This is a genomic window from Aerococcus sp. HMSC23C02 (genome assembly GCF_001806805.1).
GTDB lineage: Bacteria > Bacillota > Bacilli > Lactobacillales > Aerococcaceae > Aerococcus > Aerococcus sanguinicola.
Window position 1 is genome coordinate 145974 of record NZ_KV786043.1, and the last position, 26726, is coordinate 172699.

At 45.2% G+C, this 26726-nt stretch carries 23 protein-coding genes; 12 read left to right on the top strand and 11 right to left on the bottom strand.

From position 1 onward, the window contains the following. Positions 1–58: 58 nt before the first annotated feature. Complete coding sequence (gene mgsA, locus HMPREF3090_RS02070) at positions 59–520, bottom strand: methylglyoxal synthase (protein ID WP_067975847.1); 462 nt, start codon at positions 518–520, stop codon at positions 59–61. A gap of 91 nt (positions 521–611) precedes the next feature. Here mgsA and racE point away from each other — a divergent pair, with 91 nt between their 5' ends. Both racE and HMPREF3090_RS02080 read left to right on the top strand, forming a co-directional pair. Then, positions 612–1412: a glutamate racemase gene (gene racE, locus HMPREF3090_RS02075; RefSeq protein ID WP_067975851.1), complete on the top strand. Its 801-nt coding sequence runs from the start codon at positions 612–614 to the stop codon at positions 1410–1412. An 11-nt stretch (positions 1413–1423) separates the two neighbouring features. Next, the gene (locus HMPREF3090_RS02080; protein WP_067975855.1) at positions 1424–2023 is read left to right on the top strand and encodes an XTP/dITP diphosphatase; all 600 of its coding nucleotides are present in this window, start codon (positions 1424–1426) and stop codon (positions 2021–2023) included. Between the two features lie 47 nt (positions 2024–2070). Here HMPREF3090_RS02080 and HMPREF3090_RS02085 read toward each other — a convergent pair whose 3' ends face one another. After that, the gene (locus tag HMPREF3090_RS02085; protein ID WP_070485810.1) at positions 2071–2886 is read right to left on the bottom strand and encodes a mechanosensitive ion channel family protein; all 816 of its coding nucleotides are present in this window, start codon (positions 2884–2886) and stop codon (positions 2071–2073) included. A gap of 285 nt (positions 2887–3171) precedes the next feature. Between HMPREF3090_RS02085 and HMPREF3090_RS02090 the strand changes: the two genes are divergently transcribed. From HMPREF3090_RS02090 to HMPREF3090_RS02100, 3 genes are all read left to right on the top strand, one after another. Next, entirely contained in the window at positions 3172–3681 is a 510-nt protein-coding gene (locus HMPREF3090_RS02090; RefSeq protein WP_067975865.1) for a DUF948 domain-containing protein, read from the top strand. Between the two features lie 20 nt (positions 3682–3701). Next, a complete protein-coding gene (locus tag HMPREF3090_RS02095; RefSeq protein ID WP_067975868.1) occupies positions 3702–4265 on the top strand; it encodes a YtxH domain-containing protein in 564 nt (187 codons plus the stop codon). A gap of 356 nt (positions 4266–4621) precedes the next feature. Further along, the gene (locus tag HMPREF3090_RS02100) at positions 4622–5632 is read left to right on the top strand and encodes a substrate-binding domain-containing protein (protein ID WP_067975873.1); all 1011 of its coding nucleotides are present in this window, start codon (positions 4622–4624) and stop codon (positions 5630–5632) included. Between the two features lie 91 nt (positions 5633–5723). On the opposite strand, the gene HMPREF3090_RS02105 is transcribed toward HMPREF3090_RS02100, so the two are convergent. Further along, positions 5724–8228 carry a transglycosylase domain-containing protein gene (locus tag HMPREF3090_RS02105; RefSeq protein WP_067975877.1) on the bottom strand — a complete coding sequence of 835 codons (2505 nt, stop codon included), beginning with the start codon at positions 8226–8228 and terminating at the stop codon, positions 5724–5726. A gap of 115 nt (positions 8229–8343) precedes the next feature. Here HMPREF3090_RS02105 and HMPREF3090_RS02110 point away from each other — a divergent pair, with 115 nt between their 5' ends. The 4 genes from HMPREF3090_RS02110 (at position 8344) to HMPREF3090_RS02125 (ending at position 13842) form a co-directional block, all read left to right on the top strand. Next, positions 8344–9240 carry a diacylglycerol/lipid kinase family protein gene (locus HMPREF3090_RS02110; protein WP_070485812.1) on the top strand — a complete coding sequence of 299 codons (897 nt, stop codon included), beginning with the start codon at positions 8344–8346 and terminating at the stop codon, positions 9238–9240. Between the two features lie 74 nt (positions 9241–9314). Then, positions 9315–10049: a YebC/PmpR family DNA-binding transcriptional regulator gene (locus HMPREF3090_RS02115; protein ID WP_067975883.1), complete on the top strand. Its 735-nt coding sequence runs from the start codon at positions 9315–9317 to the stop codon at positions 10047–10049. A 327-nt stretch (positions 10050–10376) separates the two neighbouring features. Next, positions 10377–12110, top strand: a complete 1734-nt coding sequence (locus tag HMPREF3090_RS02120) for an ABC transporter ATP-binding protein (protein WP_067975887.1) — start codon at positions 10377–10379, stop codon at positions 12108–12110. Continuing rightward, positions 12103–13842, top strand: coding sequence for an ABC transporter ATP-binding protein (locus tag HMPREF3090_RS02125; RefSeq protein ID WP_070485814.1), 1740 nt, complete (start codon positions 12103–12105; stop codon positions 13840–13842). Before HMPREF3090_RS02120 ends, HMPREF3090_RS02125 begins: the two co-directional genes overlap by 8 nt. A gap of 79 nt (positions 13843–13921) precedes the next feature. On the opposite strand, the gene gpmA is transcribed toward HMPREF3090_RS02125, so the two are convergent. Then, entirely contained in the window at positions 13922–14599 is a 678-nt protein-coding gene (gene gpmA / locus HMPREF3090_RS02130; protein WP_067976620.1) for a 2,3-diphosphoglycerate-dependent phosphoglycerate mutase, read from the bottom strand. A 264-nt stretch (positions 14600–14863) separates the two neighbouring features. Between gpmA and pflB the strand changes: the two genes are divergently transcribed. The 3 genes from pflB to HMPREF3090_RS02145 all read left to right on the top strand — a co-directional run bounded on the left by pflB (position 14864) and on the right by HMPREF3090_RS02145 (position 19368). After that, positions 14864–17101, top strand: coding sequence for a formate C-acetyltransferase (pflB, locus tag HMPREF3090_RS02135; protein WP_070485816.1), 2238 nt, complete (start codon positions 14864–14866; stop codon positions 17099–17101). A 32-nt stretch (positions 17102–17133) separates the two neighbouring features. Continuing rightward, positions 17134–17898: a pyruvate formate-lyase-activating protein gene (gene pflA, locus HMPREF3090_RS02140; protein WP_101603523.1), complete on the top strand. Its 765-nt coding sequence runs from the start codon at positions 17134–17136 to the stop codon at positions 17896–17898. 225 nt (positions 17899–18123) lie between these two features. Beyond that, positions 18124–19368, top strand: coding sequence for an MFS transporter (locus tag HMPREF3090_RS02145; protein ID WP_067975900.1), 1245 nt, complete (start codon positions 18124–18126; stop codon positions 19366–19368). A 217-nt stretch (positions 19369–19585) separates the two neighbouring features. Here HMPREF3090_RS02145 and HMPREF3090_RS02150 read toward each other — a convergent pair whose 3' ends face one another. The 7 genes from HMPREF3090_RS02150 to HMPREF3090_RS02180 are packed head-to-tail and all read right to left on the bottom strand — an operon-like array spanning position 19586 to position 26726. Next, positions 19586–20218 carry a V-type ATP synthase subunit D gene (locus HMPREF3090_RS02150; RefSeq protein WP_067975904.1) on the bottom strand — a complete coding sequence of 211 codons (633 nt, stop codon included), beginning with the start codon at positions 20216–20218 and terminating at the stop codon, positions 19586–19588. After that, positions 20218–21630, bottom strand: a complete 1413-nt coding sequence (locus tag HMPREF3090_RS02155) for a V-type ATP synthase subunit B (RefSeq protein ID WP_067975908.1) — start codon at positions 21628–21630, stop codon at positions 20218–20220. Before HMPREF3090_RS02155 ends, HMPREF3090_RS02150 begins: the two co-directional genes overlap by 1 nt. 12 nt (positions 21631–21642) lie before the next feature. Continuing rightward, entirely contained in the window at positions 21643–23403 is a 1761-nt protein-coding gene (locus HMPREF3090_RS02160; RefSeq protein WP_067975912.1) for a V-type ATP synthase subunit A, read from the bottom strand. Then, positions 23403–23984: a hypothetical protein gene (locus HMPREF3090_RS02165; protein ID WP_067975917.1), complete on the bottom strand. Its 582-nt coding sequence runs from the start codon at positions 23982–23984 to the stop codon at positions 23403–23405. The genes HMPREF3090_RS02160 and HMPREF3090_RS02165 overlap by 1 nt, the downstream gene beginning before the upstream one ends. Before the next feature lie 15 nt (positions 23985–23999). Next, a complete protein-coding gene (locus tag HMPREF3090_RS02170) occupies positions 24000–24308 on the bottom strand; it encodes a V-type ATP synthase subunit F (RefSeq protein WP_067975922.1) in 309 nt (102 codons plus the stop codon). 16 nt (positions 24309–24324) lie between these two features. Continuing rightward, positions 24325–24765: an ATP synthase subunit C gene (locus HMPREF3090_RS02175; RefSeq protein WP_083272349.1), complete on the bottom strand. Its 441-nt coding sequence runs from the start codon at positions 24763–24765 to the stop codon at positions 24325–24327. A gap of 17 nt (positions 24766–24782) precedes the next feature. Next, the gene (locus tag HMPREF3090_RS02180) at positions 24783–26726 is read right to left on the bottom strand and encodes a V-type ATP synthase subunit I (protein ID WP_246818686.1); all 1944 of its coding nucleotides are present in this window, start codon (positions 26724–26726) and stop codon (positions 24783–24785) included.

Sequence of the window (26726 nt, forward strand, 5' to 3'; positions counted from 1 at the left end):
CCTTTTTCGTTCGTGCTCCAGTGGTAAGCTTCTAGCCGCCTTTGCTCACACCCTGTACTTATTTGATTGGTCGGTCTGGGTTGCCGTGGGCGAGGTTGGCGCGGATGTCTTTGTTGATAGCGCCTTGGTCGTATTGGGTCCGCCAGTCTAGGTAACCTGCTTCAAGGCCGCGGATGAGAACTTCTGCTGTTCCGATGTTAGTTGCTAGCGGTACATTGTAGACGTCACAGAGACGAATCAAGGCATTGACATCAGGCTCATGGGGCATGGCAGCTAGGGGATCACGAAGGAAGATCACTAAGTCCATTTCATTTTGCGAGACCGCTGCACCGATCTGTTGGTCACCACCGAGGGGACCAGATTGGTAGCGATGAACCTTGAGTCCTGTTGCCTCTTGGATCTTCTTTCCTGTCGTACCGGTTGCAAAAAGCTCATGTTCCTGTAAAATTTCCTTATAGGCTGTCGTAAAAGCAATCATAAGATCTTTCTTGCTGTCATGAGCAATTAAAGCAATTTTCATTTAAAAGCCACCTTTCAATTAAGTAAAAAATCTATAATCATCTTCTAATCAATTGTAACACGAATTTGAAAATAAAGGATTTGAGAAGTTTATGAATTTACCTATTGCCTTTCTGGATTCGGGGGTCGGGGGCTTAACGGTTGTTAAAGAAGCCATGCGTCAACTGCCCAATGAGTCCCTAATCTATATCGGTGATAATGCTCGTTGCCCCTATGGCCCGAGACCTGAGGAGGAAGTTTCTTCCTTTACCAATCAGTTGGTCGATTTCCTGGTCAAGCAGGGGGCTAAAATGCTCGTTATTGCCTGTAATACGGCCTCCGCGGTGTGTCTGGAAGAGGTGCGCAAGCGCTTGGATATTCCGGTGATTGGGATGATCCAGCCTGGTTCCCGAGCCGCCAATAAAGCCACACGCAAGGGACGCATCGGGATTTTGGGCACCCAGGGGACGATCGAAAGCGGGGCCTACCAGGAAGCTTTATGGGCTAAAAATAACCACTTAGAGCTTTTTCCCTTGGCTTGCCCCGCCTTTGTCCCTTTAGTCGAAAGTCACCAATACCAGTCTTCTTTAGCTAAGAAGTTAGTGGCTGAGACCCTAGCAGATTTGCGCAAAAAGGATCTCGATACCCTGATCCTAGGTTGTACCCATTTTCCACTATTAGAACAAACCATTCAACATGTTATGGGGAAAGAAGTTACTTTGATCGATTCAGGGGCGGAAGCCGTATCAGAATTATCGATCTTGTTGGACTATCTGGGCTTGGCCGAATCTCGGCCTGGACAAGCTAAACAGCAATTCTATACGACAGGCTCGGTGCGCTTATTTAAGGAAATTGGTCAGGACTGGTTGGGCCAAGAAATGATTGTGAAACAAGTTAAATTAACTGATTTATAGGAGGATAACGGATGAAAAAAATTGTCATTGCTACTAAAAACCCGGGTAAGGCTAAAGAATTTGAAATGATCTTTGCTGATTATCAGGTAGAAACCCTTTTAGACCATCCAGAAATGGCAGATATTGAAGAAAATGGACGCAGTTTCTTGGAGAACGCCGGGATAAAGGCGCGGACTGCTGCTCAAGCTTTAGGAGAAATCGTGATTGCGGATGACTCAGGCTTATCGGTAGATGCTCTGGACGGAGCCCCCGGTATTTATTCCGCGCGCTATGCAGGTCCAGAAAAATCGGATGCGGCTAACCGCATCAAACTATTAGAGGAATTGCAGGATGTCGATCCAAGCAAGCGGCAAGCTGCCTTCCACTGTGTCTTGGTCGTTGCTGGAGCCAATGGAGAAATCCTAGCAGACTATGAAGGAAAATTAGAAGGCGAAATTTTAACAGAAGAGCGAGGGACGAATGGGTTTGGTTACGATTCTCTCTTCTATGTACCCAGCAAGGGAATGACCACCGCTGAAATGACAGCAGAGGAAAAGGCAGCCATTAGCCACCGCGGTCAAGCCCTGGCAGCCCTCCAAGAGGACTTGGACCAAGGCAAGTTAAAGCTCTAAGCATATAAAAACCAGCTTCCTTAAATTTGGAAGCTGGTTTTTGTCGATTAGACATTTTCATTGAATTTTTCTTCACGGGCTTGGAGCATGGCCATGGAAGTATTGAATTGAGATTCAGGTTGGCTAATGCCTGCCCGGTCTAAGGCTTCAGTGAGTTTGCTATAGTACTTGCCCTCGACATCTAGCTGCATACCATTAACCGCAAAGAGACGGACCCGGTAAATCAGGTTGAAGCGGTTGCTATCGCGGAAGACTCCCAGATAGATGGGATCTTGGGCGAGCAAGGGATCCGGCTGCTCTTCTTGCATACAAGCCTTGAGCACTGCTTCAATTTGGTCAGCATCCGAATCGGGATAAATTCTCAAGTCGATATCGCAGCGGATAGGGTAGCGAGACCGGTTGGTGACATCCGTAATATTACGGTTGGAAATAAAGTGTAGGTCCCCGTTAAAGTCCTTAATGACTGTGGTCCGGATGCCTAGCTTAGAAATTTCGCCTTCATAATCATTGATGAGAACCGTATCGCCCACATCAAATTGGTGTTCTAAGAGGATAAAGAAGCCGTTAACAATATCATTAACTAGACCTTGAGCCCCAATACCAATCGCCACACTGGCAATCCCGGCACCAGCCATCAGTGTAGCGACTGGAACGCCCAAGATCGCTAAGACAGAGTAGATGACGAGGAAGTAATAGGTATACTGGATAAAATTTTGGATCAAGGTACGCAAGGTTTGTTGACGGGCTGGATTCTTCTCAAAACGTTCAGCCTTGTCGTAATAAAAATCAACCGAGCGAGTCAACAAGCGGCGGACGATCGAGAGAATTAAGACAGTGATAACAATTTGAATGATATTACCCAACCAAGAGCTAATGACTTGGTCCCATTCAATTTTAGAAAAATAATTAGTAAAAAAAATTTTGGATTTGTGACATGGCTTCCTCCTAGTTTCTTTTAAGTATTCTAATTTTAAGGAGAAAGCATGAAAAAGTAAAGTTTTCTGATTGGCTTGCCGCTTTTGCTAAAGGAAAAAAGATTTATTTTTTGTATTCTCTAAAGAAAAATGGTATGATTATCCTATGAAAATGGGAAGCAATGACTATAAATCTGAAGAGCTTACCCGATAATATAAGGGGTGATGTGCAAGATGACATGGGGCGGAGCTGCAGCCTTAATTGCTGCCATAGCTTTTGCAGTCTTGGTTGTTTTTTTGGTTCTTTTAGTGAGAGAACTTACAACGACCATTAAGAATGTGAGTCAGACAGTTGAAGAAGTTAATGATACCTTGGCTGTTTTGCGGCGTGATGTCGATGACTTATCTATTGAAGCACAGGGACTTTTGAATAAGACTAATGTGCTGATGGATGATGTCAATGGTAAGGTGAGCACCGTGGATCCACTATTTAAGGCAATCGGTGACCTCGGCGTATCAGTTTCTGACGTCAATGATGCAACTCGGGATCTGGTAGTCAGCATCCGACAAAAAGACCAAAAAGCTCAGGATAAGTCGGCTAGCCAAATTAATAGCCAACTTTCTGCAGGGACAGCTAAAGAAAAGTCAGGCGCTGTTGAAAAACTCGGTCAGACCGCTAAGCGGCTCAAGCAAAAGCGCTATATACGTAAGGTAAAAGAAGCATCAGAAAGTAAAGCATTTTAAGAGTTAAAGGAGTTATTATCATGAGTAAAAATAATTTAGGATCATTCTTATTAGGCGCCTTCGTGGGAGGGACTGCAGCAGCAGTGACAGCCTTACTATTTGCACCTAAGTCTGGTGAAGAATTACGCCAAGATATCAACGAACAAGCTCGTCAAGCTCGCGATACAGCCCGCGATTACAAAGATTTAGCCTTAGAAAAAGGGGCTGCAATCTATGATACCGCTTATGTTGCTGCTGATGATATCCGCATTAACTTAAAAGAATCTGCAAGCAACATTAAGTCGCAATTAGCTGAAACAGGCGAAGAAGTTAATCAACAGTACCAAGCTGCTAAGCACGATATCGCCGAGGCTTACAACGAAGCATCTGATTCTGTTAAAGAAAGCGCAGAAGAGGGTAAGGAAGCAGCAAAAGCTGCTGGTAAAGAAATCAAGGATGAAGCGAAAGCAGCCGGTGAAGAAGTCAAGGCAGAAGGCAAGGCAGCTAAAGACCAAGCCGAAGCTGATGCTAAAGCAGCTAAGGATGTCGCAAAAGAAGAAGCCAAAGATGCTAAAGACCAAGCTGAAGCTAAGGCTAAAGCTTAAATCAAGAAAAAATGAGAAAAAGGAGGCTGGGACAAAAGTTCCAGCTTCTTTTTTTAAAAAAACAAACTTTTTAAAAACGTGTTCCAAAAGTCAGTCCTGATCGATTTTTGTCACACGCTCATTATGTAAAATTTTCATTAATAAATGTAAAAAAATTCAAATTTTAAGAAATTATGTATTGTATTTATCCGCACTTAGTGTCAAAATAGTACTTGTGCTTATTTTAGTGAAAACGCTATAACTCATTTGAAAAAGAGATGAAAGCTTATAAGAATCTTATAGTAAACGCTTGCATTTCTTTGAAGACTTGCTTATACTTACTGTGACTACATGTGGAAAAATCGAGGAGGGAAAGCATGAACAAACAAACTGTAACAATCTATGATGTTGCTCGTGAAGCAGAAGTCTCCATGGCAACGGTATCGCGTGTGGTTAATGGCAATACCAATGTCAAACCATCCACACGTGAGAAAGTTATGAAGGTCATTGAAAAATTAGACTACCGTCCAAATGCTGTGGCAAGGGGACTAGCAAGCCGGCGGACCACCACGGTTGGGGTTATTATTCCCGATATTACGAACCTGTATTTTTCAAGCTTTGCGTTAGGTATTGACGATATCGCCGCTATGTATGACTATAGTATCATCATGGCCAATGCTGACCAAGGCCGGGAAGAAAAAGTGGTAACGGATATCCTATCCCGCCAAGTGGATGGCTTGGTTTATTTAGGCCACACGATGACTGATAAGATCCGCCATGAAGTTGAACGGACTCGGACACCGATTGTTTTGGCTGGCATGATTGATCCTGAAGGCAAAATGCCTTCTGTCCATATTGATTATGAATCAGCTGTAGCAGAGGCTGTTTCTCGCCTCTTCGACCAGGGGATTGAGGATGTAGCCTTTATCTCCGCTCCTGAGTATCAAGTCGATGATGAACTCGGCCGCTTTAATGGCTATAAGAAGGCCTTGGCTAGCCACAACAAGGACTTGGATTCGGCCTTGTGCTTAACGGCTGAAAACTCCCGCTACCGGGCAGCTGAAGAGGTTGGCCAAGAGCTGATCGATTCCAAGGCTCAAGCTGCTATGATTATTGGGGATGAATTAGCAGCTGGAGTCAGCAACTATGTTCAAGACAAGGGACTCAAGGTGCCAGAAGATATTTCGATTGTCTCATCCAATAACTCTATCATCACAGAAATTGTCCGCCCCCAACTTACAACCATTGCGCCTCCACTTTATGATATTGGAGCAGTTGCCATGCGAATACTAACCAAGTTAATGGGTGATAAGTCAGTTGAAGAAGAAGTAATTGAAAACAAAAACATTCTGCCTTATAAGATTATCGTTCGCGATTCTACCAAATAGCTAAAACTAGCTTTATTTCTTAGTCATGCAGAATAAAAAAGCCCTCAAAGCTTTCTCAGGAAAAGCTTGAGGGCTTTATTTATGGACTTAATTAGGCGGCTTCACTTGCATTAGACCGGTCGCTTGAGGCTTGGTCTTCCTTTTCTTTAATGCCTTTAATGGCATTGAATGGTCGATTAAAAGCTCTCTCCAAGCGTCGCCGGTAGCTTTGGAGGATGGAACGAAAGCGCTGGTTAGTCGCATCTGAATCTTTAATCCGGTAGTCTTCTAGCTCAAAGGCTAGCTCATCCAGCTCAGCCCCGATGGCATAGTTAAAGCTAGCATTAGGCAGGGGCATATTTTGGGGGAAGAGCTCTGTTTTCTTTGCCTCTTCAGCTGGGATATGATAGCGGCTTTGGTAGGGACCAGGGAAGTCTCCAGCGGCTTGACCGGTTTTCTCTACGATAGAGAATTCACGGACACTATCCGGTCGGTCAAAGTGCTGACCAGCGCCAAGAAGCTGAGCGTTATTAGCATAGAGGGTATTCATAGCTGACAGCCAGTACTTGGCATGGCGGTCTGAGGGACGGCCAAAAGCTTGGTTATCATCCGCCTGGTCGAGACTCTGTTGGATGCTTGGATTGTCGTAGCCGATCCAGGAGGCGAGGCTGACTGCAGGAGTGCTACCAACAACCCAGCTATCAATATAGCCTTCGGAGGTGCCTGTTTTAACTAGCCAGTCTAAGTCTGCCGGTAAGGCTTCCTGGTGGTCTTGCCAGAGGCCTTCTATTTTAACCGACTTCAGCATATCAGCCAGTATATAGGCCACATCTGAGTTAAAGGCCCGCTTATTTTCTGACTGGGCTTGGTAGTAAAGCTTGCCATGCCGGTCGCGGATACTTTGGATGAGGTGAGGCTTGTGGTAGATCCCACCATTGGCAATGGCGGCGTAGGCAGCAGCCATTTCGGCAACTGTTGGTCCAGTTTGCGTGCCACCTAAGCTGAGTGCCAGGTTCTGGTATTCATGGTCGCCAATGGCTTGTCCCAAGCCCAGGTTGTCCATATAGGATTTGAGGTCAGCTCCTTCTTGGACTAGTGTTTGGTAGAGGTGGACGGTTGGGTTATTGAGGGACTGGGCTAGGGCTTGTCGGGCAGTGACAATTTGGTTAGAGATGGTCTGGCCATAGTTACTCGGCTCATAGTAAGAGCCATCTTCCTCTTGGGTCCGGATATAGTTATCAGCAAGACGCGTTGCGGGACTAATCAATCCCTCTTGGAGGGCGGGCCCATAAGTAAGTAGGGGCTTGATGGTCGAACCTGGCGACCGACGTGTGGAGAAAGCATGGTCCGTTTGCTGTTTGCTGTAGTCAACCCCTGCCGTAAAGGCTAAGATCGCCCCTGTATGATTATCGATGAGGACCGCCCCATTCTGGACGATATCGCCTTGGCGGGGGCTTCCCAATCGGCCTGCATTTTGCTGGAGTTTAGCCTCCAAGGTCTGGTGGAGGTCCAATTGAACCGTGCTTTGAATCTCAAGACCGCGATTTTTAAAAGCTTGCTCAGCTTCATCATAATAATTGGCCAAGCGTTCAGGTTGCTTTTTGACAGCTTCCCAATCCTCTCCTCGGGCTTCAGCTAGACTCTGGGTGAGGATGAACAAGCTCTCGCGCTTGAGGGCTTGGAAGAGGAAGCTGTTGGGGTCCTGACTTTCAGGGGCTTTTTCTTCGCTTGGGATAAAGTCTTGGCGGATATCATAAGTCTTAGCGGCTTGAAATTCTTCCTCTGAAATGACTTCTTCAATCCGCATCCGCTCCAGGACTTCCGTCATCCGGTCAATGCCTAGTTTCATTTGTTCTTCGGGCTTAAATTTGCCATTTTGCTGGTAGGGGGTGTAGCTGTAGGGATTCTGTGCTAGCCCGACGAGAAAGGCAGCTTGGGGGATGTTCACGTCAGCTGCTTTTTTTCCAAAAAGCCCCTGGCTAGCAGCCTCAATACCTGCAACATTCTCTCCTCTCGCATTCCGGCCGAAGGAAGAGAAGTTGAGATAGGCTTCAAGGATTTGTTCTTTAGTGAAAAACTTTTCCAAACGGATGGCGAGCAGTAGTTCCTTTGCCTTACGGGCCAAACTGACCTCATTAGTCAACAGCGTTTGCTTGATTAACTGCTGGCTGAGGGTTGATCCGCCTGAGGGGTTGCCGATACCAAAGAGATAAGAAGCCGCTGCTCGGATGATCGCGCTAGGTACGAAGCCAGGGTGGTCGAAGAAATGTTCATCCTCGGTTGCCACTAGGCCATTAACAATGAGGGGGTTAACCTGGTCGAGGGGAATATTCTCGCGTCGAATATCTGGCTGGACCTGGGCAATGACCTGGCCGTCCTGGCTAAGTAATTGTGAGGGTTCTTCTGTATTCACCATGGCCTGGGCCATCTCTTGCCGGCTCGGAATGGGGGCATCTTCCGTCAGACCAAGCAGGTAACCTAGTCCCAGGCCTAGGATGAGGGCAGCAAAGGCACAAAATAAGGCCAGGCAGGCTTTAAGAGCTTGGCCAGTTAGAGCGAGCAGACGGCTCAAATGACTAAGAAAAGAAAGAATTTTATTTTGAGAAGAATTTGGCATAAGTCACCTCCGTGGACTGATTTTCTTTATTATAACAAAAGACGGCAAGAAGAGGGGCTTTAGCTAGGCTATAACTTAAGATTTCTAGTATAATAAGCCTAAAGGAGGACGGCCCATGGAAAACTGTTTACTCATTATCAATCCTGTCGCTGGTAACGGCTTGGGACGTGCAGTCGCTCCCGAATTAGACTGGACTTTGGCCAAAAGTTTTGCGCATACTCATTTGGTTTTTACCCGAGGAGTGGGTGATATGGCGCGCATTATTGGCCACTACCACGACCAGGTGGATGCTATTTTTGTGGCAGGGGGTGATGGCACCCTTAATGAGGCGGGGAATGCACTGGCCCCTTATCACTTTGATCGACCCTTGGGCTATATGCCTCTAGGAACGGTGAATGATATTGGTCGGGTTTTGAAAATTTCCCAACAACCCAAGGAGGCGCTCAGGCAGCTTTCCCGCCTACGAACTTGCTCTGTCGATCTGGGGCGGATTAATGACCAATACTTTATGAATGTTGTTGCTGTGGGACAGATTCCTGAAGCCGTTAAAGAAACCAAGGCAGAAGCCAAGAAGCGCCTAGGTAAGTTGGCCTATGTGGCAGACGGCGTTCAAGCCTTCTTCCAATCCAATGCCCAGACTTATGAGATCATCACGGATGGCGACCACCATATCGTTGAGACTGAACTTATCTTGATCTGCTTAACGAACTCAGTAGGCGGGATCGAACATATGGTTGAGCGCGCTCGGATTGATGATGGCTGGGCCCACCTACTCTTTCTCAAGAACCGGCACAGTATTGAATTTGTTCCTGAGCTCCTTCAGAGTGCTCTTCAAGGGGATATTTCTGCTTCTAAGTTTGTCCAGTACAGACGGGCTAAGCATATCCAATTAAAGGCCCTAGATCGGCCAATGACTTCCAATGTCGACGGAGATGCCGGGCCCAAGCTGCCTGTTCAAGTTGAGGTCCTAGCAGGCCAGCTCGAGCTGTTCGTGCCTGACTTAAGAACTTAAGTTGCGTAAAGCCCTAAAATTTGCTATTATTGATACGTTAATTTGAAAATTACTTTAGGAAAGAAGGGGCTTTTGTGTCAGGACATAATAAATGGAGTAAAATTAAAAACACAAAGGGCGCGGAAGACGCCAAACGTGCCAAGGTTTTCCAAAAATTATCACGGGAAATCTATATGGCAGTTAAACAAGGTGGACCGGAGCCGAACTCCAACCCCGCCTTGCGGATGGTGATGGATAAAGCTAAGTCCGCCAACATGCCAAAATCTAATATTGAGCGTGCCATTGATAAAGGTAGTAATCAAAATAGTGGTGAAGATTACGATGAAGTGACTTATGAAGGCTATGGTCCTAATGGGATTGCCGTTTATGTCGAAACTTTAACAGACAATACTAACCGTACCCTGAGCAATGTGCGGACCATCTTCAACAAGAATGGGGGCAGTTTGGGAGAATCAGGCTCTGTTGCTTTTATGTTTGACCGTAAGGGTTATATTGCCATTGAACGTGAAGGCTTAGATGTTGATGAAGATACCATGCTGATGGAAGCCTTAGAAGCAGGCGCTGAGGACCTCCAAGTTTCGGACGAAGTTTTCGAAATTTATAGTCAAGCGGAAGACTTTGGTGATGTGCGTGATGCTTTGAAAGAAGACGGTTACGAACTTGCCAGTGCCGAATTAACCATGGTCCCTAAGACACTGATTGATTTACCAGCTGACAAGGCAGAAACTTTTGAAAATCTGATCGACAAGCTTGAAGATGATGATGACGTGCAAAACGTTTATTACACGACAGAATTACCTGAAGACTAAGTCAAAAATATGTGAACAAAGAGGCTGGGACAAAAGTTCCAGCCTCTTTTTAAAAGCAAACATTTTTCAAAAACGTGTTCCAAAAGTCAGGCATGACATCCACTTCACGAACTATGTCCAATCGTTTACCAACGATTTCCCATAGTTTGTGGACAGTTGCTATAGCTGTTCGAAGCGCAGCGAGTTACAGATATAGTATGCGTTAGCTGGTTCAGGCCTGATCGACTTTTGTCACACTCTCTTTCTTTAGGACCAAACTTGAGCAGGTCTTGTAAATTTGCTATTCTAGAACTAATCTTTAACGAATGAAGGGAGAGTCGCCTGGCTATGCGTGTCATTGATGTGCTTAAAGAAAATAAGTGGCGGGCGCTGACGGGTTTTATTTTTAAGAGCCTTGAAGCCATCTTAGAATTATTGGTGCCGTTTTTAATGGCTCATATTATTAATTACGGGATTCATACAGGAAATTTGGACTATATTAAGAGCCGGGGGATTTTCTTGTTTATTTTGCCTCTGTGTGGCTATCTCTTGGCCTTAGTCTGCCAATGGTTCGCTTCCTTAGTCTCCCAATCCACGGGAACCAAGTTGCGGTCTCTTTTGTTTGACCAGCTTAACCGCTTGGACCTGCAGCAGAGTCAAAGTTTAGGGGCAAGTTCGATTGCCAATCGGATGATTAATGACACCCACAATATCCAGGTCTGTATTGCCATGGCCATCCGCCTGGCTTCACGCTGTCCGGTCCTATTGGTCGGTGCCATGGTCATGTCCTTTATTGTTAGTCCCCAGCTTGCTCCTATCTTTATTTTGGGCGGCTTGGTTTTGGGAACGATTCTTTCCCTAATTACCTTGGCTTCTAACCGCATCTTGGCCGGTATCCAAAAAGCCTTAGACTATTTGGGGCAACTCTTTGCTGAAAATTTATCAGGGATGCGAGACATCCGGTCTTTCGCCAGTCAGAAGCGTGAAGTCCAGCGCTTCGAAGAGGCTAACCAAGACTGGAGGGACCAGCAGGCTGCCCTGGCCCGGGTCCAGTCGCTGGCCAATCCTGCTAGCCTCTTTGTGGTTAATTTATTGATTGCTCTTATTCTGTATTTTGGCGGGGGGCTAGTGAACCGAGGGGCCTTCCAACAAGGCGAAGTGATTGCCCTTGTCAATTATATGAATACCATCCTTCTAGCCCTTAATGTCTTGGTCCAAGTGCTTGTAATGATCAGTCGCGGGGTAGCTGGGATCCAACGCGTGGATGAATTGCTAGCTCTTGAGCCAAGTATTGTAGATCCTGTGCCCAGTCAATACCCACCCGTACACCCAGAAGAACCAGCACTTGCTATTAAGATCGACCAGCTAAGCTTTGCTTACGGCCAAAAAGCTGTACTTAAAAATATTGATCTAAACTTAGCACCTGGTGGCTTTTATGCCATTGTAGGTCCTACGGCGGCAGGGAAAAGCACTTTGATTCATTTGCTTGAGCGTTTTTATGAGCCGTCAAGCGGTCAGATTTTTTTGAATGGACAGGATACCCAAGAGATGGCCCTTACTGAGCTTAGACAAATGATCAGCCTGGTTCCCCAGCGTGCCAGCCTCTTGACCGGGACGATTCGTTCTAACTTGCTTTTGGGCAAGGCAGATGCAACAGATGAAGAGCTTTGGCGGGCCCTGGAAGACGCCCAGGCCGCTCACTTTGTCAGCCAGCTTGATGGGGGCTTGGATGCCCCAGTGAGTCAGGGCGGGAAAAATTTCTCAGGGGGCCAACGCCAGCGCTTGACAATCGCTCGTGCCCTGGTCAAGGAGGCCGGTCTTCTTATTTTAGATGACGCTCTGAGCGCTCTTGATTTTGCCACCGAGGCTCGGATTCGTTCGACCCTTGCCCAAAAATCAGCTAGCGTCTTATTGGTTTCCCAACGCTTAGCCTCAGTGCTTGAAGCTGACCAAATTATTGTTTTAAACTATGGCCAAGTCGAAGCGGTTGGCAAGCATGATGAGCTACTTGCTCAGAGTCCTAGCTATTATGCCATGGCCAAGTCACAAAAATTAGTAGAAGGAGGCGAGTCCCTTGCTTAGGTCTTTACGTGCACTTCTATCTTATTTAAGGAAGGAGAGCTTAAGTTTAGTCTTTATCCTAATTTTGGCTAGCTTATCCGTTGCCTGTCAAATTTTGATTCCGATTCAAATCGGTGAAGCGGTCAACCAGGTCGTCGGCAGGGGGCAAGTCCACTTTGCTGGCTTATACCGGCAGCTGGCTTATCTCTTGGTCAGTGCCGGTCTCGCCGCCTTTTTTATGTGGGGGCAGAACCGGCTGATTAACCAGCTGAGCTACCGACTCATGGGCCGTTTGCGGATCGATCTTTTTAAAAAGCTGCAAAAATTGCCCTTGCATTTTATCGACCAGCATGCCCATGGTGACTTAGTCAGCCGGGCGTTCAACGATGTCGATTTGGTGGGAAGTGGTCTGGTCCAAAGTTTTACCAACTTTTTCTCTGGTATCGCTATGATTATAGGGGTGCTAGTCATGATGCTATCTATCCATGTACGCACAGCTTTAATTGTCATTGTTCTGACGCCTTTGTCGATTGCAGTGTCCAGTTTTATCGCCAACCGCACCTATCGCTTTTTCCAGACCCAGTTAGCTTTGCGCGGCCAGCTCCATGCTTATACAGAGGAGCTCGCAGCTAACCAGCTGCTCGTCAAGAGCTTTCAGTATGAAGACCAGGCGGAAGAAGACTTTAGCCAGCTCAACCAAGAGCTCCACGAATCCGGTATTTGGTCCCAATTCTACGGTGCCCTCGTCAATCCCTCAGCCCGGGTGGTCAATAGTTTAGTTTATGGGGCAGTCGGTCTCTACGGTGCTTTTGCAGTTGTTTCCGGTCAACTATCGGTGGGGATTTTTTCTAGTTTTCTCGCCTATGCCAACCAATACAGTAAGCCTTTTAATGATATATCCGCTGTGGTGAATGAGATGCAGACAGCCCTCGCTGCTAATGAGCGAATTTTTGACTTGCTGGGAGAAGAAGAGGCCGGCAATTCTTACCAAGTTGCTCAGATCCCTAGTTTTAAAGGGCAACTTAGCTTTGACCAAGTCGCTTTTTCTTATCAGAAAGACCAGCCATTGATTGAAGACTTCTCCTTAGAAGTTCAAGCGGGGCAAACAGTTGCGATTGTCGGACCGACCGGAGCAGGTAAGTCGACCTTGATTAATCTCTTGATGCGTTTCTATGAGCTTGATAGTGGGCGTATCCTAATTGATGGGGTGGATAGCCGTCAGCTGGACAAGAATTATCTGAGACAGCTCTTCGGCATGGTCCTCCAAGATTCCTGGCTATTTGAAGGGACCATCTACGACAATATTGCTTACGGCAAGCCTGACGCGACTTATGAAGAAGTGATTGCTGCAAGTAAAAAAGCCTGCCTCCACCCCCTTGTCGAGCAGATGGACCAGGGCTATGACAGTCCCGTCCAGGTTGCTGGAGCCAACCTATCTTCTGGCCAGCAGCAATTAATCTGTATTGCCCGCATCCTGCTGACGAACTTTAAAATGCTTATACTTGATGAAGCAACGAGTTCCATCGACAGCTTAACGGAAGCCTTGGTTCAAGAAGCCTTTGACCAGATGATGCAAGGGCGGACAAGTTTTGTCGTCGCCCACCGCCTATCCACCATTCAGAATGCTGACGTGATCCTCGTCCTTGACCAGGGGCAAATCGTTGAACAAGGCAAGCATGAGGATTTGCTCGCCCGCCAAGGCTTCTATTATCAGCTCTATAATAGTCAGTTTAGCCATTTCAGTAAAGAATAGAACAGATAAAAAGCCAGGTCAATCAACTTATAGGAAGTGATTGACCTGGCTTTTGTTATAGCTTCTAAAAGCTTACTGATTATTTTTCTAAGATAGTTTTGTTAACAACATTAAGGTCTTCGTCTAAATCGTAAACGATAGGTTCACCAGTTGCGATTTCTACTGAAGGAATATCTTCGTCAGAGATGTTTTCTAGGTATTTAGTGATGGAACGGAGGCTATTGCCGTGTGCCACAACTAAAACATTTTTGCCTTGTTTTAATTCAGGAGCAATGTGGTCTTCCCAGTAAGGTAGGGTACGCGCTAGGGTATCTTTTAAGCATTCGCCAGCAAGCAGACGGTTTTGGTCTAAGTCAGCATAGCGTGGATCATCGATGCCTTCTTCAGCTAATGGTGGGCGAACATCGAAAGAACGACGCCAGATGTGGACTTGTTCATCCCCATATTTTTCAGCGGTTTCAGCTTTATTTAAGCCTTGTAGGCCTCCATAATGACGTTCGTTTAAGCGCCAGTTTTTGTTGACGGGTAAGTAGAGACGGTCCATTTGGTCTAAGACATTATAAGTCGTTTGGATGGCACGTGATAACATGGAAGTATGCACCGTGTCGAATTCAATGCCAGCTTCTTTAAGGTCTTGACCAGCTTTTTGAGCTTCTTTAACCCCTTTTTCTGAGAGGCGAGGGTCTAACCAACCTGTGAAAACATTGGCTAAGTTTAATTCACTTTCGCCGTGACGGATGAAAACTAATTTCATTATAAAATTCCTCCTAAAAATAATTAATGAACAAGCATTATTATTCACCAAAGCAAATTTGCTTTGCTAACCTATATTTTACGCTATTTGAAGATTAGGGGCAAATCCTTTTGCTAATATCCTTAAATTAAAAGCGCTTCCATAAAATATTATTAAATTTTAATAATTTTCCACGTGAAAAGTGTAGCAATCTGTTTGGTAAGCTGTTATAATTAGAGACAGATCTGTTATATTGTGAAATTAATTACAAAAGGAGATGAATTTATAATGGATACGACTAAAGCATGGAAAGGCTTCACTGGTAAAAAATGGCAGGAAGAAGTTAATGTTCGCGATTTTATCCAAAATAACTATACAGAATATACGGGTGACTCTTCATTCCTAGAAGGGCCAACTGAAAATACTACTGAATTATGGGATCAAGTGATGGACTTAACCAAACAAGAACGAGAAAATGGTGGCGTTCTTGATATGGATACAAAGATTGTATCAACTATCACCTCTCATGATGCAGGTTACCTCGATAAAGATAAAGAAAAAATCGTTGGGGTTCAAACTGATGAACCATTCAAACGCTCCTTACAACCATTCGGTGGTATTCGGATGAGTGAACAAGCTGCTAAATCTTATGGCTATGAAGTTGACTCTGAAATTTCTCATATCTTCCGCGATTGGCGTAAGACCCACAACCAAGGGGTATTCGATGCTTACACACCTGAAATGCGTAAAGCTCGTCACAACAAGATCATCACTGGTTTACCAGATGCTTATGGTCGTGGTCGGATTATCGGTGACTACCGTCGTGTTGCCCTATACGGTATTGACTTCTTAATGGATGAAAAATTACAAGAATTCAACGATGGTCATGGCATGGATATGTCACAAGACGTTATCCAACACCGTGAAGAGTTATCTGACCAATACCGTGCTTTAATTGAATTAAAAGAACTTGGTAAGACATATGGCTTTGACTTAAGCCGTCCTGCAGAAAATGCTCACGAAGCTATCCAATGGTTATACCTAGCTTATCTAGCTGCCGTTAAGCAACAAAATGGGGCTGCAATGTCATTCGGACGTACGTCTACCTTCTTGGATATCTATATCCAACGTGACCTTGAAAACGGAACTTTAACTGAAGTTGAAGCGCAAGAACTCATCGACCACTTAATCATGAAATTGCGTATCGTTAAATTTGCACGTACCCCTGAATACAATGAACTCTTCTCTGGGGACCCAACTTGGGTAACTGAATCGATTGCAGGTATGGGCTTAGATGGACGCTCCTTAGTAACTAAGAACAGCTTCCGTTACCTACAAACCCTGAAGAACATGGGTACTGCTCCAGAACCAAACTTAACTGTTCTTTGGTCTAAAGACTTACCACAAGGCTTCAAGGAATTCTGTGCGGAAATTTCAATTAAGACCAGCTCTATCCAATATGAAAATGACGAAGTTATGCGCCCACAATACGGTGATGACTATGGGATTGCCTGCTGCGTGTCTGCTATGGAAATTGGTAAACAAATGCAGTTCTTCGGTGCCCGCGCTAACTTAGCTAAGACTTTACTTTACGCTATTAACGGTGGGGTAGACGAAATTTCTAAAGTACAAGTTGGACCTCGTTACCAACCAATCGATAGTGAATACTTAGACTATGATGAAGTGATTGACAAATTCGATGACATGATGGACTGGATCTGCAAACTCTATGTGAATACATTAAATGTGATCCACTATATGCATGATAAGTACTCCTATGAAAGCCTGGAAATGGCCCTCCATGACTCCCATGTTAAACGGACCATGGCAACAGGTATTGCTGGCTTCTCCGTAGCGGTTGACTCACTCTCAGCAATTAAATATGCTAAAGTTAAACCAATCCGTGATGAAAATGGGGTAGCTGTTGACTTCGAAATCGAAGGCGACTATCCAAAATATGGTAACAATGATGACCGTGTTGATGAAATTGCGGTTAAACTCTTGAAGAAATTCATGACTAAGATCCGTAAGACACCTACTTACCGTGGTTCTGTCCATACAACTTCTATCTTAACCATCACTTCTAACGTCGTTTATGGTAAGAATACAGGGTCAACTCCTGATGGCCGTGAAGCCGGCGTGGCCTTTGCACCAGGGGCTAACCCAATGCACGGACGTGACTCACACGGTGCCTTAGCAAGTCTTTCATCAGTGGCTAAATTACCATACACCTACTCAATGGACGGTATTTCTAACACCTTCTCAATCGTACCTAAGGCTTTAGGTCGTGATGAAGAAACTAAGATTGATAACTTAGTGTCAATGTTAGACGGTTACTCTAAACAAGGTGGCCACCACTTAAACATTAACGTCTTCGACCGTGATACCTTGCTTGACGCGATGGATCACCCAGAAGAATACCCACAATTAACCATCCGTGTATCTGGTTATGCGGTGAACTTCGTTAAATTGACTCGCGAACAACAATTAGAAGTTATTAACCGTACCATGCACGAAGGGATGTAAGCTCGACGACTTAAGTAATGAAATGAGGAATCATGATGACAGAAACAATTGGCTATGTCCACTCTCTTGAAAGTTTTGGTTCTGTAGATGGTCCTGGGATTCGCTTTGTTTCCTTCATGCAGGGCTGTCGCTTAAGATGTCAATTCTGTCATAACCCAGATACTTGGAAGATTAATGCGGGAACGCCTTATACGGCCGAAGAGCTCTTCCGAGAAGCTGTCAAATATCAGCCATATTGGGGGAAAAAGGGTGGCGTAACCGTTTCTGGGGGAGAACCATTATTACAGATTGATTTCTTAATTGAATACTTCAAATTGTGCAAAAAGCATGGTGTTCATACAACTCTGGATTCTTGCGGGGGGCCTTTCACCCGCGAGCCAGAGTGGTTGGCTAAGTTTGAAGAACTTTTGGAATATACAGACCTGATCTTGATGGACGTGAAACAAATTAATCCTGAACGTCACCTCAAGCTAACGACAGCACCTAATGAGAATATCTTAGACCTCTTCCGCTTCTTGCAGGAAAAAGGTCAGCCTATCTGGATTCGCCATGTCCTCGTACCAACGCGGACGGACTTTGACGAAGACCTACAGGGGCTCTCTGACTTTATCCAGAGTCTAGGTGATATCGTTAAAAAGGTTGAAATCCTTCCTTACCACACCATGGGAGTTTATAAGTACCATGAACTTGGCATTCCATATAAACTTGAAGGTGTGGAGCCACCAACAGAAGACCGCGTAGCCAACGCTAAACGTATCCTGAAAGTCGATGACTACCAAGGTTACCGGTCCATGTAATAGGCTTGGCCAGCATCCTGGTCAAAGCATCTCAACATCCCCAAACAAGTCTCTTGAGGCTTGTTTGGGGGTGTTTTTATCTTTTAATATGCTCCTTTTTGCACACTTTTGCTTTGAAATGATAAGAATATTAGTTAAAATCAAAGATTTTCCTGAAAAAATCAAACAAATTGATAAATATCTGCTATAGTTAATAAGTAATGAATTTGAAATGGGAGGAATTTAATGGAAAAAGGTAAATTATTTTATGGTTGGTGGATTGTCCTCGGGGCCATCTTAATCCTAGCCTGTATGGGACCAGCCTCTGTCGCAGTTGCTAATCTTTTCCAACCACATGTGGTTGAGGAGTTTGGTATTGCTAATAGTGCTTTTGCAATTGTGAATTCAATTGTTTTAGGCATGGGGATCTTTGTATCACCCTTTGTCTCTCAAATGTTTGCTAAGCGTGGTAATTTTAAACGTTTTTATTTGATTGGTATTCTCGTTTATGCCATTGCTTATGGTTTGTATGGCTTTGCACCAAATATTTATGTTTTTTATTTCTTATCTATTTTTGTTGGTTTTGGGTACACAGCCACGACGATTATTCCAGTATCCATGCTGGTTAATAATTGGTTCGTCAAATCAAAAGGGACTGCCTTAAGTCTATCCTTCGCTGGCTTAGGTGTTGGTGGTATTATCTTTAGTCAATTACTCACTTTCTTGATCCAGGAAGTGGGTTGGCGGATGTCCTACTTGACTTATGCTATTATCATGCTGCTTGTCTGCTTGCCTATTGTTCTCTTCCTCTTTGTTGAGAAACCTGAAGACAAGGGCCTTCATGCTTTAGGAGCTGGGCAAGTTGATCAAAATTCTGAAGATACGACCAGCCAAGCTGGGGTTAATTTACCGATGACAGAAGTTGTTAAGAAACCATTCTTTATCATGCTTCTGATTGGGACAGCCTTTATTGGTATTTCGAATAATGGGGGCTTAGGACAATTCCCACCGGCCGTTCAAAATTTACACGGTGCTGAAAAGATGGCTCTCATGGTTTCCATCTACTCTGGTGTTGGTATCCTAGGCAAACTGATCCTTGGTGTAGTTAACGACAAGTTTGGTGTACGGCTAGCGACGATTTATGCGTCTGCTCTTTGCACCTTGGCCTATCTCCTGATGATGTTAGGGGCTAATTACAGCTTTGTTCTCATCATGTCTGTATTATTCGGCTTAGGGAATGCGATCGGTACGGTCTTACCGCCACTGATGGCTTCAGCTATCTTTAGCTCTGAAGACTATCCTAAGGCTTATGGTTACATGCAGAGTGCCTTGATGCTCGGGATGACTTCAGGCTCACTCTTAGCAGCAACAATCGCTGATGTCAGCGGTTCTTACAACTATTCATGGCTTACTTTAGCCATCTTGTCGATCTTGATGGCTGTTCTTTGGGTAGGCGCTTATCAACGGTCACAAAAATTTATGACCAAATAAGTTACATACGAAAGAAAAAAGAGGCTGGGACAAAAGTTCCGGCCTCTTTTTAAAAAGCGAACATTTTTCAAAAACGTGTTCCAAAAGTCAGGCATGACATCCACTTCACGAACTATGTCCAATCGTTTACCAACGATTTCCCATAGTTCGTTCCAGTGGTTCAGGCCTGATCGACTTTTGTCACACTCTTTTTGGTATTTTAGGCTGGGGTCAATGTTTAGGCCTCTTCTGCCTTATTGGCTAGGATCGCTTTGACCACCTTCAAGCGGGTAAATTCTTCCCTTTCTTTTTCTTCCAGAGCTGAGGAGATGGCAACTTGGGCATCTTCTAGCTGTGGAATGGTAATATTTTGCAGGGCATTGACCCGCTTTTGCGTCTTTTGAATGTTATTCGCTAAACGATAGGCTGAGTTTTCAATCTCAGCTAGTTTAACTTGGAGCTCTTTGACCTTTTCAAAGGCAATGCGGGCTTGGTCAACAGCAATGCTTGTATCAAAGAGTGAATAATTAGGTTCAAGTTTTTCTTTAGGCAGCCGCGTTTCAGGGATTTCTGTCCCCATAACGCTACGGATCTTGATGTCCAGGGCGTCGGAAATAGGAACACCATAAGCGGCTTGTTCGACATTAACCATGCCAATCTCACCGGTAGCAATACTCAATTGTTTGTAGGCTTCGCCGTAAGCGGCCTTTAATTTTTCTTGGATTTGACTGGCTTCTTTAGATAAGGTCATGATTTCGTTCATGAGAATCATCCGCTTGCGGTCCATCAGATTATAACCGTTGCGGGAGAGTTTGAGCGATTTTTCAACCTGCATCAAGTTACCCCGAGTAGGGGCAGCATTAATATCCATTAGGCCTCACCATTTTCTTCACTTTCTGGCTCATGATCACTGGAGTCATAGTAGCGGTCTAGAATCTTAGTATCCATTCGGTTCAATTCTTCACGTGGGAAGGCCCGCAGGAGTTCCCAAGCTAGGTCTAAACTCTCTTGGATCGTCCGGGTCTCATCAGCAGCTTGACCAACAAATTCTTCTTCGAATTTTTCACCAAATTCCAGATATTTTTTGTCAATATCGGATAGTTCTTCTTCCCCAATAACGGAGGCTAGGCTTCTCGCTTCCGCGGCGCCTGAATAAGCGGCGAAGAGTTGGTTGGCCACATCTTCATGGTCTTCCCGGGTATAGCCTTCACCGATTCCGTCTTTCATCAAACGCGATAGGGAGGGGAGTACACCGATTGGAGGGAAAATATTCTTACCGTAGAGGTCACGGTCCAGAACGATTTGTCCTTCCGTAATATAGCCGGTTAAGTCAGGGATAGGGTGGGTGATATCGTCATTGGGCATAGTTAGAATAGGGATTTGGGTTACTGACCCCTTGCGACCTTGGACGATGCCGGCCCGCTCATAAATGGTTGCAAGTTCAGAATAGAGATAGCCTGGATAGCCCTTACGTGATGGGATTTCTTGCTTGGCAGAAGAAACCTCACGTAAAGCCTCACAGAAGGAGGTCATGTCGGTTAGGATGACTAGGACTTGTTTGCCTAAGTCGTAAGCTAAGTATTCCGCTGTGGTTAGGGCAACCCGTGGTGTGATCAGACGTTCCATGGCCGGATCGTCTGCGGTATTGACAAACATGGTCACATGGTCGAGAGCGCCACTTTCCTCGAAGGATCTTTGGAAGAAGTCGGCAATATCATGCTTAACGCCCATGGCTGCAAAGACAATAGCAAATTCTTCATCACTGTTATCCCCAAGTTTGGCTTGTTTTACAATTTGGGCAGCTAACTCATTGTGGGGCATCCCGTCGCCTGAAAAGATAGGTAACTTTTGTCCCCGGATGAGTGTCATCAGGGTATCGATTGCGGAAAAGCCCGTCTCAATATAGTTCCGGGGATAGATCCGTGAGACAGGGTTTAAGGGCGCTCCATTGACTTCACGAGAGATATTGGAGTGGATAGCTCCAAGGCCATCGATTGCTTCCCCAACCCCATTGAAGACCCGTCCTAGGATTTCTGGTGCAAGTTCAATCTCCATCCCATGTCCGCTAAAACTAGAGTGCGTGTTGTCTAAGGACATGGAGGTGGTAGCATCAAAAACTTGAACCATAGCACGTTCGCCTTCAATAGCGATGACTTGGCCTTTTTTTAATTCACTGCGGTTGACGCGAAAGTTCACAATGTCACCATAAGCGGCACCGCGTACGCCATCGACGACAACAAGAGGACCGTCAATGGACGCTAAACCGAGATATTCTATTGGCATTTATATTCCCCCTTATCCGTTTTGTTCGATAGCTTGGTCATAGAATTGGTCGATGCTTTGATAGTAATGATCAAAGGCATCCAAGTTATCATTAGCTACATTAAATTTCATATTGATGACTTCATTAAAGATGGGTGACTGTTGGAGATAGGACATCGGCATCCCCCATTGGATCAGTTGTTTGGATCGGTGGTGGAGGTAGAGGATGACGTCCAGCATCTTAGCTTGTTTTTGAATAGGCACATCCCCGTCAATCTCATGGAAGGAAGACTGTTGGAGAAAAGCTAAGCGAATAACCTTAGCAGTTTGTAGGACAAGTTTTTGGTGGTCCGGTAAGATATCTGAACCAATTAACTTCACGATTTCGTTGAGTTGGTCTTCCTCGTGCAAGAGGGCCATCATTTCAGCCCGGTTTTTGATAAAGTCTTCACTGACATTTTTATTATACCAACCGGACAATTCATCTACATACTGACTGTAGGAATTCATCCAATTAATGGCGGGATAGTGGCGGGAGTGGGCGAGGTTAGAATCGAGCCCCCAGAAACAACGGACAAAGCGCTTGGTGTTCTGGGTCACAGGTTCAGAGAAGTCGCCCCCTTGAGGTGAAACAGCACCGATGATGGAGACGGAACCGTTTTGGTTGTTCAAGGTTTCCATATCACCGGCTCTTTCATAGAAGGTGGCAATCCGACTGGCTAAATAAGCAGGGAAACCTTCTTCGGCTGGCATTTCTTCCAGACGACCTGAGAGTTCCCGCAAGGCTTCCGCCCAGCGTGAGGTGGAATCGGCCATAATCGCTACATCATAGCCCATATCCCGGTAGTATTCGGCAATGGTTAAGCCCGTGTAGATAGAGGCTTCCCGAGCGGCTACCGGCATGTTCGAGGTATTAGCAATCAGAACGGTTCTTTCCATCAAAGGAGCATTAGTTCGTGGGTCGATCAACTTACTGAAGTCTTCGAGTACTTCTGTCATTTCATTACCCCGTTCGCCACAACCAATGTAGACAATCACATCGGCATCCGCAAATTTAGCGATCTGGTGCTGCATAGTGGTTTTACCTGTTCCGAAACCGCCTGGAATAGCAGCCGTCCCACCTTTAGCAATTGGGAAGACACTATCTATAATACGCTGGCCGGTGAGGAGAGGTTTAGAACTTTTTAGCCGGTTGGCGACAGGCCGAGCTTGGCGGATGGGCCATTCTTGGAAGGCCTTAATTTCTTGGATAGAACCATCGAAAGTCTGCAGCTTGACCAAGGTATCGCTAACTCGGTAGCTACCACTTGGGACGACTTCAGTTACTTCACCAATCATACCAGAGGGGACCATGACTTTGTGGACTAGAGACCGACTTTCTGGAATTTCAGCAATGATATCTCCGCCGCTTACTTGGTCACCCACTTTAACGAGGGGGCTAACCTCCCATTCTTTATCTTGGTCTAAGGCATCGACTTGGACCCCACGTTTAATGTAGAAACCTGTCTGCTTTTCAATTTCTTTAAGCGGACGTTGGATCCCATCATAAATGTTGCCGAGCATACCTGGACCGAGGGACACTTTGATTGGCATGCCTGTTCCATGGATGACTTCACCTGGTTTCAGTCCCTCGGTTTCTTCATAAACTTGGATAGTGGTGTAGGCTTGGTCGATCCGGATCACTTCACCAATTAAGCCTTGTTCACCGACATAAACCATTTCTTGCATGGAAAAATTGGTTTTTCCTTTGACCCGGACAATTGGACCATTGATTGCATAAATCACGCTAGCCATTAATTAATCACCTCTTTAATTGTAAAGTTCTCATCTTCTAAGTTAAGCAAAGTCGAGAAAGAGTAGTCGAGGAGAATATTCCGTTCCCGCATGACCCCCCGAATGCCTCCGGTGAAGTCCCGGTCTGATAGGGTAATGTCGTGTTGGACCGCTTCTTTTAGTTCAGCTTGTAGGCTGGCGTCGGATTGGTCGAGATAGATATCGCATTTCTCGCCTTGGGCAAAGGCCAGGATATTCTTGACGACTTCTTTAAGCTGGTCGAGATAGGCTGGACTTTCCTTATAATTTTGAATGGCTGCTTCAAATTCTTTAAAGAGGGCTTCTTTTACTTTGTTCTCGCTCAAATAGAGTTCTCTTTGTTGCTTGATTTGTAGTTCGGAAATTTCTTTGTTGTATTCTTTATGGACAGCTTGCTTATTGGCTTGCAATTGTTCATCAAAGTCTTGGTCAGTCTTTTGGATGAACTCATTGAAATCAGCCTCTAAGTTTTGGCGATATTGGTCGACTTGTTCATCCACATGCTCTTTGACTTGGAGCTTAACTTCTTGGTTGAAATAGTCGATTTTTTCATTTAATTCCAAAGGGGACACTCCTTACTAGATTGATATACCAATTGCTTGACGGATGGTCTTGGCAATTTGATTTTCAGCTGTTTGGAAATCTTTGGGACCTTGTAATTCGACAATCAAAGGGGTGGCTTGGTTAAAGCGAACCTCGTCAATGATTTCTTGATTGGCTTCTATTAAGGCAGGGGAAATCATCACAATGCCGTAGTCTTTATCCTTGATGACTGCGTCAAAGTTGGGCCGAAAGTCTTTTGCTTCTTGAACAAGCACCCCATCAATTCCCGCCAAACGCATACCCGTTAAGCTATCTAGGTTATCACTAATGACGTACTGTTTCACAGGGTAGATCTCCCTCCTAGAGTTGACCTAAAATCATAAAGGAAATAATCAAACCATAAAGAGCCACACCTTCGGCCAAGCCGACAAAGATTAGGGAACGACCAAAAATTGAATCGTCTTCACTAATAGCACCAAGGGCTGCACTGGCTGCACTCGCTACGGCAATCCCGCCGCCGACACATGATAATCCAGTTGATAGGGCAGCTGCTAAGTAGCCTAGACCAGTTGCTAAACCATCGCTAGCTGCAGCTGTTTCTGCCGCTTGGACACTTTCGGGGTGGTAGGCTAAGATCAAAGCAATAGCAACACCAGAGACTAGGGTTAAAATATTGCCTGCCAGGGTCTTCTTATACCGATTACGGGAGGCTTTACCAGAGAAATAGTAAGCAAAAGGAAGGACAAAAGCTAGTACAAAAGTAGCAGTGAGGGTTACTTTAATCATCATTTCAATCGTCATTTATAAAACTCCTTTTTTTATTCTATATTGTTCCAAATACTTCTAAATTCAATGCCGTTGCCTTCATAGAAATGGCTAAAGATTTCATAGAATTCTAGCCGGAGCACTTGGATGAAGACAACAAGCCCTTCAAAACCAACCACAAATAGGTTGCCGAGAATGAAGACGAGCCAGTTGACATGGTCTAAACCTGCTTCTGCATTCGCAAACATGAGGACAACTCCCATCATCGCACCGTGGCTTAGTGCAAAAGCACCGACCCGGACGAAGGAAATGGTGTTTGAGAAGTAGGTTAAGAGGGTTTCGAAACTTTCAAAGAAAATTGAAAGTAGGGTAATGACTAGTCCATCTTGGCCCTGGTTTTTTTGCTTCAAGATAAAGTTTTTAATTTGTTCATTGAAGGCAATGGTGATAAAGCTTAGGGCTAAGATAAGTAAGAGCAGGCCTAGGGCTGGGATAGCATGACCGCTCATATACATCACAAGCATGAAAACCAGGATACCGTAGAAGATGAAACCAGCTATTCCATTGCGGTCGAGGATGGCTTCAAGCTTCTCGCCGTTCTTAAGGCGTTTTTGGATGTTTAAGAGCATGGTCATTAAAATCAGGAACATCCCGAAGGCCACCGATACGATGAAGACGGTATTCAATTGCCCAAAGAAAGGAACCTGGGTCATGGCTCCCATGGGACGCAGCCAGATAGCTTCTAGGACATCTTCAAAGCCGAAGATAGTCCCATAAAGAAAACCGAAGATCATCGACGATAAGCCGATGGGGATAAACATCTTAGCCAAAGCAAGTTTGGGCTGTAAGAAACCGATGAAACCGAGCAACATTAGAAGAATGCCGTGTCCAACATCCCCAAACATTGCCCCAAATAGTAGCGAATAGGTAATTGCGACTAACCCCGTTGGATCCATCTCGTGATAGTTAGGGACACCGTACATGCGCGTGATCAATTCAAAGGGTCTTACGAAAAAATTGTTTTTCATTTTAGTTGGAGGGGTCATGCTGGAAGAGGAGTCTTTCTCGTCTTCAATGTACATGGTGACTTGGTCATCATGCGCTACAGCATCCTCCAAGCTCTTTGTTTGGTCACTAGGCATCCAACCAATCAGCAAGTAGCGGGTTTCTTTTTGGGCAAATTCTTCTCGCGTAATCGCGGCGTATTTTCTGACGCCGTAAGCTTGGGAGAAGTCCCGCAGCCGGTGTTTGGCCTTGATTAGGCCATTGATATAAGGCTTAGTGAGGTCATGGAGCCGGCGTTTGGATTGGTTAATTTTTTGTTCCAGGATACCGAGCTCTTGGCCAAGGTCATCCACAATCTCTTGGATGGTCCCGCTGCCTTCCGGTAGGCGGATTCGTTCCCAAGCTAGGGAATAGTAGAGGGCGTCTACCCGCTGCCGGGCTTCTGTGGTCGTGAAGTATACGCCATAGACATAGTCCGCTAATTCTTTCGATTCAACGAAGATGGAGGGGACCATGGCATCAATATATTTTTTGAATTTGTAGAAATTTTCTTTGGTAAAACGACCAAAGCGGAATTTTAAATGGGTCATAGCCAGGATGTCTTCGAGTGGGTAATCAATACCGGTAAAGGGTTTAAAGGCATCATAGTGGTCCTTTAATTCTTGGTAGGAAGCCTCATAGCTAGCAAGCTCTTGACGTTCACCTGATAATTGTTCCTCGGTTTGCTCGATGAGGTCCTTGACGCCCTCGAAGGTCAGTTGGTCGTCGCGCATATCGCGGTAGGTTTCTTCCTTATAGTTGGCATTAGCTAAAAGTTTATCCACCCGGTCTTCCCAAGGTTGGTAAGGATTAGGGGAAGTATAAGATTTTAGGGTTTTAATTTCGGATAATTCTTTTAAGGCATTCACTAAATGGACATCATAGTGACTGAGATACTGGTCAGCCATGCGGTCAATGTCATCGCGTGGGCCAGTGATGTTCACTAGATTCAT